Origin of the sequence: Lonsdalea iberica, assembly GCF_002111585.1 — a bacterium.
In the GTDB taxonomy this organism is placed as follows: Bacteria; Pseudomonadota; Gammaproteobacteria; order Enterobacterales; family Enterobacteriaceae; genus Lonsdalea; species Lonsdalea iberica.
The window spans coordinates 1-6269 of record NZ_LUTP01000080.1 but is presented as its reverse complement, the minus strand read 5'-3'; the positions used below and the strand labels follow the sequence as shown (position 1 = coordinate 6269).

General features: G+C 48.3%; 8 protein-coding genes and 2 pseudogenes. All 10 read right to left on the bottom strand.

Features of this window, described 5'->3' with window-relative positions:
- Positions 1 to 629, bottom strand: a pseudogene (locus AU511_RS16440) (tyrosine-type recombinase/integrase); the annotation flags it as partial.
- Between the two features lie 394 nt (positions 630 to 1023).
- Entirely contained in the window at positions 1024 to 1974 is a 951-nt protein-coding gene (locus AU511_RS16435) for a nucleotidyl transferase AbiEii/AbiGii toxin family protein (RefSeq protein WP_094110325.1), read from the bottom strand.
- Positions 1967 to 2362, bottom strand: a complete 396-nt coding sequence (locus AU511_RS16430) for a DUF6088 family protein (RefSeq protein ID WP_094110324.1) — start codon at positions 2360 to 2362, stop codon at positions 1967 to 1969. The genes AU511_RS16435 and AU511_RS16430 overlap by 8 nt, the downstream gene beginning before the upstream one ends.
- Before the next feature lie 74 nt (positions 2363 to 2436).
- Complete coding sequence (locus AU511_RS16425; RefSeq protein ID WP_094110323.1) at positions 2437 to 3270, bottom strand: DUF4942 domain-containing protein; 834 nt, start codon at positions 3268 to 3270, stop codon at positions 2437 to 2439.
- Between the two features lie 113 nt (positions 3271 to 3383).
- The gene (locus AU511_RS16420; RefSeq protein WP_094110322.1) at positions 3384 to 3704 is read right to left on the bottom strand and encodes a TA system toxin CbtA family protein; all 321 of its coding nucleotides are present in this window, start codon (positions 3702 to 3704) and stop codon (positions 3384 to 3386) included.
- A gap of 36 nt (positions 3705 to 3740) precedes the next feature.
- Positions 3741 to 4064 (bottom strand): type IV toxin-antitoxin system YeeU family antitoxin, encoded by a 324-nt coding sequence (locus AU511_RS16415; RefSeq protein ID WP_064164243.1) that lies wholly within the window; start codon positions 4062 to 4064, stop codon positions 3741 to 3743.
- A 12-nt stretch (positions 4065 to 4076) separates the two neighbouring features.
- Complete coding sequence (gene radC / locus AU511_RS16410) at positions 4077 to 4547, bottom strand: RadC family protein (RefSeq protein ID WP_094110321.1); 471 nt, start codon at positions 4545 to 4547, stop codon at positions 4077 to 4079.
- 70 nt (positions 4548 to 4617) lie between these two features.
- Positions 4618 to 5361 (bottom strand): DUF932 domain-containing protein, encoded by a 744-nt coding sequence (locus AU511_RS16405; RefSeq protein WP_094110320.1) that lies wholly within the window; start codon positions 5359 to 5361, stop codon positions 4618 to 4620.
- Between the two features lie 108 nt (positions 5362 to 5469).
- Entirely contained in the window at positions 5470 to 5880 is a 411-nt protein-coding gene (locus tag AU511_RS16400) for an IrmA family protein (RefSeq protein WP_088911601.1), read from the bottom strand.
- Positions 5881 to 6062: 182 nt separating this feature from the next.
- Positions 6063 to 6269 (bottom strand): annotated as a pseudogene (locus AU511_RS16395) (hypothetical protein); the annotation flags it as partial.

Sequence of the window (6269 nt, the reverse complement as noted above, 5' to 3'; positions counted from 1 at the left end):
TTCAGCTTCAACGCAGGCCGGTGGGTGGCTTTTGGCGCGGCTATCGCCCCGGAGAGGTCTTGCGCAGGGTTGCACTCTATCGGATCGTTCTATACCGCGTATCGTATAATATCGGTCACACTCTGACGTAGTCGTGACGCCAAATCAAGATGGCCGTTCTGTTCCACTGGTTTAAGCGGCTCAAGCAAGTCTTTAGTCTTCAGATCGGCAATATGGCGATGCCCGGTAGCAGGCAGAATATTCCGTTCCATATCGCGCCATACCCGTCCGGCGCGCGTTTCCGACCAGCGGTTTTGGCTGATGTTCCGGTGCCAGTCTTGCGCGACCTTCGCAAAGGTAATCAGTGCGGCCTGCGCTTCTTCTTTTTCTTCTTCGCGCTTTTCCGTTGGGTGAATGCCCTCCAACAGCAGCAACCGAATCTCATCACGTTTCTCTCTGGCCTTTGCCAGCGAGATCAGCGGATAGGAGCCAAACGCAATCCGGCTTTCCTTACCTGCAAAGTGGTACTTGAGATACCAGCGCTTAGAGCCGTTAGGTCTCACCAAAAGAGACAGGCCGTGCGCGTGCGCGAGTTCGTAGGCTTTCTCGCGGGGCGTGGCAGTACGGGCAACAACGTCGGTCAGCGCCATAATTGGGGGTCAACCCCTAATCGAAGTGAATTGACCCTCATCTTGACCCCCAAATTATCTGGATGTCAATGGACGAAAAAAGACCAGCGTGGATAAAACAGACAAAAACGCAGAGAGAGGAATTAAATTAAAATTGTTATTTTACAGATGGATATGGACTTAAGTGGACGATTATGGACATAAAAAAAGCCACCCTGAGGTGACTTGATTTTCATACGATGGTGCGAAGGCCGGACTCGAACATGATAATTAATCCTTTGATTTTAAAAGAATTAAAAATAATATTTAGTTAATGTACCAACATCGATACCAACACATTAAATCATTGATTTTGGGACTCGAATCGGGGCAAGAGTTACCTGGAAAATGCTCACCATCGAGCGTATCTCTGGCGCTATGCATCAATCACATCCAATGCCGTTATGCGAAAACAGGCATGGGCCTCTTCCCAGGAAACGTGGCTTTCACCGAACACCATTGGTGTAACAAACTGCAGATAGCGTTCCTTATAAACAGGGTTGCTCGCCAGTTCTTCCAACCCCATTTTTAGTTCTTCAACAGGCGACTCGCAGAATTCAGGATACTGAGCACCGTAACGTTGGATATCCTGCTCAATACATTCCTGCACAAAGCGCTTCAAAACAGGAACGTCAGCACCTTTTTCTCTGACAATACAAAAGTTGTCGTAGATATGACGCACCAGTGACTCATCCACTGCACGCTCCACATTACGCACGCTTGCAGCCGTTCTGCGCATCATCGAGATCAGTTTTTCAGCCTGCGTGCTACCGATAGTTGCGCAGGGAAAAGCCCTCACTACTTCGCCCTTCTTTGTTAGATCCATTACCAGTGAGCTAATAGCACGATTTTCCGCAGCCTCAAGCAAATCCGTTTCCATCAGTTCCAGTTTGATAAATGGCCTTAAACAGGGAATTTGTGCATATTCCTGCGGGTAGCGTACCGGAATTTCATTATAGCGATATTCATCACGAGTAACCTTTGGATACTCTTCATCCATGCGAAACGTATCTGAGGCTGCAATCGTTTCGATAATGGTCTGAATAATACCCTTACGAATGCTTTTACGCTTACCTCTGGAATATTGCTGGGAAATACCGGCGACAGGAACAAGCTTAATGTCCACGTCCTCCGACATCCTGTTCAAAGATATCCCCGCTTTTGACAATGCCGTTCCACCGGCAAAAACCAGTTGATGCGTGTCAAACGCCAGAGGCTGGAGCAATCGCAATAACTCAACGATGTAATAATCTTTCTCTACAATTGCAACTGATTCAATGCCCAGGGCATCGGCAACATCAGGGAATAACTTTATTAAATCAGCCATTTAATTTGCTGTTCCCTACTGACAATGTTCTCTTAAAACGTGGTGAGGTTTTGATTTCCACTAACGCAGGGATCTGGGTGGATTTACCGCTATTATAGGCGCTTGTTGCGCCTGCCAGACGGTAATCCACTTTCAGACGTTCCAACGCCCCAATCATTACCGCAGCAGAACCTCCGGGAGCAGCAGGCATCAGCTTACCGGTAATCGCATTTTGCCGCGCTTTGGTGTAGACGCCATAGCCTACTTTCAGTAGCTGCCCTTCCTTCATCAGCTCACGCAGTGCTCTGCCTATTTGATCGTAGCCAGCAAGATCTTTGAAATCGTCACGAGTGAAAACATAACGCTTTGAGCGCTTCAGCCGTGACTGAATTCGAGCTTTTATGGTCATGTCATCCTCCTTTGTTCGTTTCTTTATCATAGCAAACATACGACACTTTTAACAGCAAACATACGACAACTCACTTACCTCGCAGCCAGCATTCCCGGATAGTGTTTAGCTATGATATCGTTCATACGTTTAATCAACTCCAGACGCTTGAAGGTCAAGTGCGCCGTACCTTTTTGATAGTAACGAATGCTGAATAACTCATCTTCATAAACATTCTTAGCCGGATTATCACGAATATGCTCCATCAATCGGGTAGAGATATCACCCCGGTTGTCAGGGATGGGTTTGCCATCCAGTAGAAACAGCATTCTCTCCAGATCCGCCAGTTGATCCCGTCGCCAACCCCAGTTAAGGCTAAAGCCCCAGCGGTTATGCGTCACCAGATTGTTAATGATGATCTTCTTACCGAAGCAGCAGGGACTATTAGTTTTGTAATCCCATGACAGACCTTTGAACACGTTGATGATCCCGCGCTCAAAGACATCCATTTTGTTCAAATGTAACTGCTCAAAAGTACTGAGGATATTCGCCTCACTGATCTCAGGAAGATCGCCCTCCTCCAAATTCTTATGCCACTGGTCTCGAGCCTGAGCATCCATCAAGGCCATCATGCCAGACTTCAGCATCAAATCGCGCCAGATACTGCGATCTATATTGCGGGTGACGGCAGGCATTGCTTTATCAGCCTTTTCAGTCAGCCAGCTATCGTAGCGGTGCCCGGACTTCATCGCCCAGTCTTGCGCTGTACCACCGCCAATTTCTGAGGTCAGCCGTGAAATGGCATCAAGCTGCTGAATGAGTTGTTCGATCCGTTTTAGTGCGGTATCGCGGCCCGTGACAACACGCTCGATACTGGTCGAAAGAATGAGTTCATTGTGTTCCGTCAACACGTCGGGTTCTGTTTGCATCGTTAATCGTCCATAAAAGCAAACACGCCTGCCGGGAATGGCAGGCGCATTATGCGATGAATAAAAAAGGTGGGAAGTTCAGAAGCCAAAATCAGGAATGAGGCTCGAAGAATTTAAGTATTTGTTAATCCGGTAGCTCGCCTGGCTCGGAGAATATCAGTCGCGGTCAGGAACGGAGTCTGTTCCTGCCAGCTAAACCCTTTGCGGTCGATGCGTACCAGTTCATAACGTTCCACCAGAAAATTAACAGCATCGGCGAGCGTGATTCCTGCATCGATATGCTCCTCGATGGCCGCGTCGTCATGGAATGGTGTGTCGTTAAGCGTCAGGCCGTAATGGTGATCCAGCAGATACGTTAAAAGTTGCTGCCAGACCTGCACGGGCGACGGACGTGACGAAACCGGCACCTTGGCCGGTACAGTTGAAATGTGCATGGGTAGAATCCTGATAAAAGAAGAAAAGAGAAGGTGTTACGGTGTGGGATAAATAGAAATGTAAACGTAACCGCAGCTACCAAGGGTATCAGCTATACAGGTTAAACTCGCAAGTTGAATTTTCACCTGACGTTGCTGATGTGGATTTAGTTCGCCAGCACACAGCATATCTTCCAGTTGTTCGACAAACAGCGGGAAAGCCAGATCTAATTTCTGCAGGTGCATTGGACTAAAACTCCCCGTCAATCCAGCCCTGTCAGCCAGGTAATACAGCCGGTTGCCTTCCTGAACTAATCTTGCGGCAAATCGAGGGGTGATATCGCTTTGTAGACCCCATTCATGAGGTGGTGTGATTGACATGAAAACCTCCGTTTAAATCAAACCCTGCTCAGCAAAAGACACCACTTCGTTCCCAACAACCAAATGATCCAGCACTCGCACTTCTACCAGTGCTAACGCTTTCACTATCCGCTGAGTGATGTGTTTGTCCTGCTGACTGATTTCTGTCGTACCTGACGGATGGTTATGCGCCAGAATTACCGCAGCGGCATTGTGTTTCAGAGCTAATTTAACCACTTCGCGGGGATGAACTTCGGTATGGCTGAGTGTGCCGGTAAATAGAGTTTCGCATCCCAGTAGGCAGTGCTGATTATCGAGATACATCACGATAAAAACTTCACGCTCCTGATGAGCCATCTGTAATTGCAGCCAGGTCTTAGTGAAGCTGGTGGAGGTAAATGGCTCACTCGGTTGACGCTGATATTTCTCCAGCAGGCGTAATGCCCGATGAATGACGCGTTGCTCGTTTGCAGGAAATACCAGGGATAAATTAAATACAGACATTTTTGTTCCTTAAAACAAAAAGCCTCGCCGGTTTATTGGCAAGGCCTGAGGGAAGGGATAATAAAAAGGTTCATGAGGCAAGCTGCAGCATATTCTCAGCCATCACCCACAGAGCACGGTTAAGCTTCACATCACCGTCGATACCTTTTACAGCACGAGTATGGGCACGTTTGCCTTTGGTGGTTCGTCCAGACAGACCGCCTTTAATCAGGTTTTCCTGAATGCGCTGATAAGTGGTCCACAGGTCGTTACTTTCATCCTGCCAGCGGCGCGGGGATAGGATTTGCGAATCCGTCACCGGCTGATGCTCTTCACCAAAGCGATAGGTTAATGCCGCTTTCGCCATCGCCTGCTGTGCTGGCGGAGTTAACATTAGCGACTGCATGGCATCGCGTTTCTCTTCTACACGGTCAAATATTCCCAGCACTTCGTAAGCCCCTTCAATGACTTTCTCCACCACGTTGCCTTTATGAGGTACACGAACCTCACCAAAACTCTCACCGCAAATTAGTCCATTCTGGCAGGCTGAACGAAATAATCCCGGCAACATCTGATAACTGCTCGAACCATCGTGGCTGTTGAGCAGAATAATTTCCGGAACTTGCTTGCCAGTGATTTGGCCCTCACGGCGAAGACGCAGCATGTGTTTGGTGTGTTCGCGCTTGCTCTGGTCGCGCACTCGGGTCTGACAGGCAAAGAAAGGCTGGAAACCTTCACGTTGCAGATTATCGAGCAGGGTTATTGTTGGGATATAAGTGTATCGGTCGCGGCGTACAACATTAACCGCACCAAAGCGGCTGGCTAATCGGATCATGATTAATTCCTTTTTGGCGATTAAAAAAGAAAAGGCCATGCTTCCCGAAGGAGGCATGGCCTGATGTTGTTGTGAGTCTGAAGTCTGGCAGATTTAAGTCTAAGCCAGTTATGATGCCTTATTCACAGCAACCGATACTGACAGTGGCTGATAATACTGAGGGTCGAAAACGGACAGTGGCAGCCTAGCCTGATGGCCGTTGCGCTCTTCGGTCGCATTCATGATTTCAATAGCGCTGACGTTTTCGACACATTCATGCTCAAGAAAAGCTTCCTGAGAACGAGTAGCATCGCTGTCTCCAAAGGGGGCTACGTCCATTGTTCCCGTCGCCAGCGTGTTGCCCGCCTTGTCTTTCAGCCCCAGCGAAACAGACAGAGGGCCAAAACCCACACCGCTACCACCATTATCCAGACGGAACTGATACACACAGATATTACCGGGAGTCCACACGGTATCGGTATTGCGGATACTGATATAGCGTTGTTCATCTGCGTAAGCAGATGACGGATGGCACAGCATTAAAACGACAATGGCAGGTAAGGTTTTAGCCAATCGGCTGACGAGTGGCATGATTTTGCTGTAACTAGGTTTTGCCCATACCCTTACTATTGTGAAAGAAGGTATATCTATATCTTTCTGACAATCCTTTTCCATCGTTCTTTTCCTTCAGTGGCATTTGGGACGTGGCTTTTGGGAAGTGCTCAGCAGTTGCCTGTGCGACGACACAATTCCGCTAAGCTTTGCTGTGCGACCCATTGCTGTAGTTTCCGATCCTCTTCCGAGCGCTTAGCCGCCAATGTGGCTTGCTGCTGTTTATTCACACAATTATCTGGCATCACCATAATGACTTTTGGGGCTGTCTGTTGTCTGACTTTTGCAATCTTAGCCTTAAGAACAGCATCCGTATC

What these genes read in the sequence shown, in the direction of transcription:
- AU511_RS16425 (WP_094110323.1), bottom strand. Translation starts at nt 3,270, where the DNA reads ATGCAAACAGAACCCGACGTGTTGACGGAACACAATGAACTCATTCTT.
- AU511_RS16435 (WP_094110325.1), bottom strand. Translation starts at nt 1,974, where the DNA reads ATGGCTGATTTAATAAAGTTATTCCCTGATGTTGCCGATGCCCTGGGC.
- radC (WP_094110321.1), bottom strand. Translation starts at nt 4,547, where the DNA reads ATGTCTGTATTTAATTTATCCCTGGTATTTCCTGCAAACGAGCAACGC.
- AU511_RS16420 (WP_094110322.1), bottom strand. Translation starts at nt 3,704, where the DNA reads ATGCACATTTCAACTGTACCGGCCAAGGTGCCGGTTTCGTCACGTCCG.
- AU511_RS16430 (WP_094110324.1), bottom strand. Translation starts at nt 2,362, where the DNA reads ATGACCATAAAAGCTCGAATTCAGTCACGGCTGAAGCGCTCAAAGCGT.
- AU511_RS16415 (WP_064164243.1), bottom strand. Translation starts at nt 4,064, where the DNA reads ATGTCAATCACACCACCTCATGAATGGGGTCTACAAAGCGATATCACC.
- AU511_RS16405 (WP_094110320.1), bottom strand. Translation starts at nt 5,361, where the DNA reads ATGATCCGATTAGCCAGCCGCTTTGGTGCGGTTAATGTTGTACGCCGC.
- AU511_RS16400 (WP_088911601.1), bottom strand. Translation starts at nt 5,880, where the DNA reads ATGCTGTGCCATCCGTCATCTGCTTACGCAGATGAACAACGCTATATC.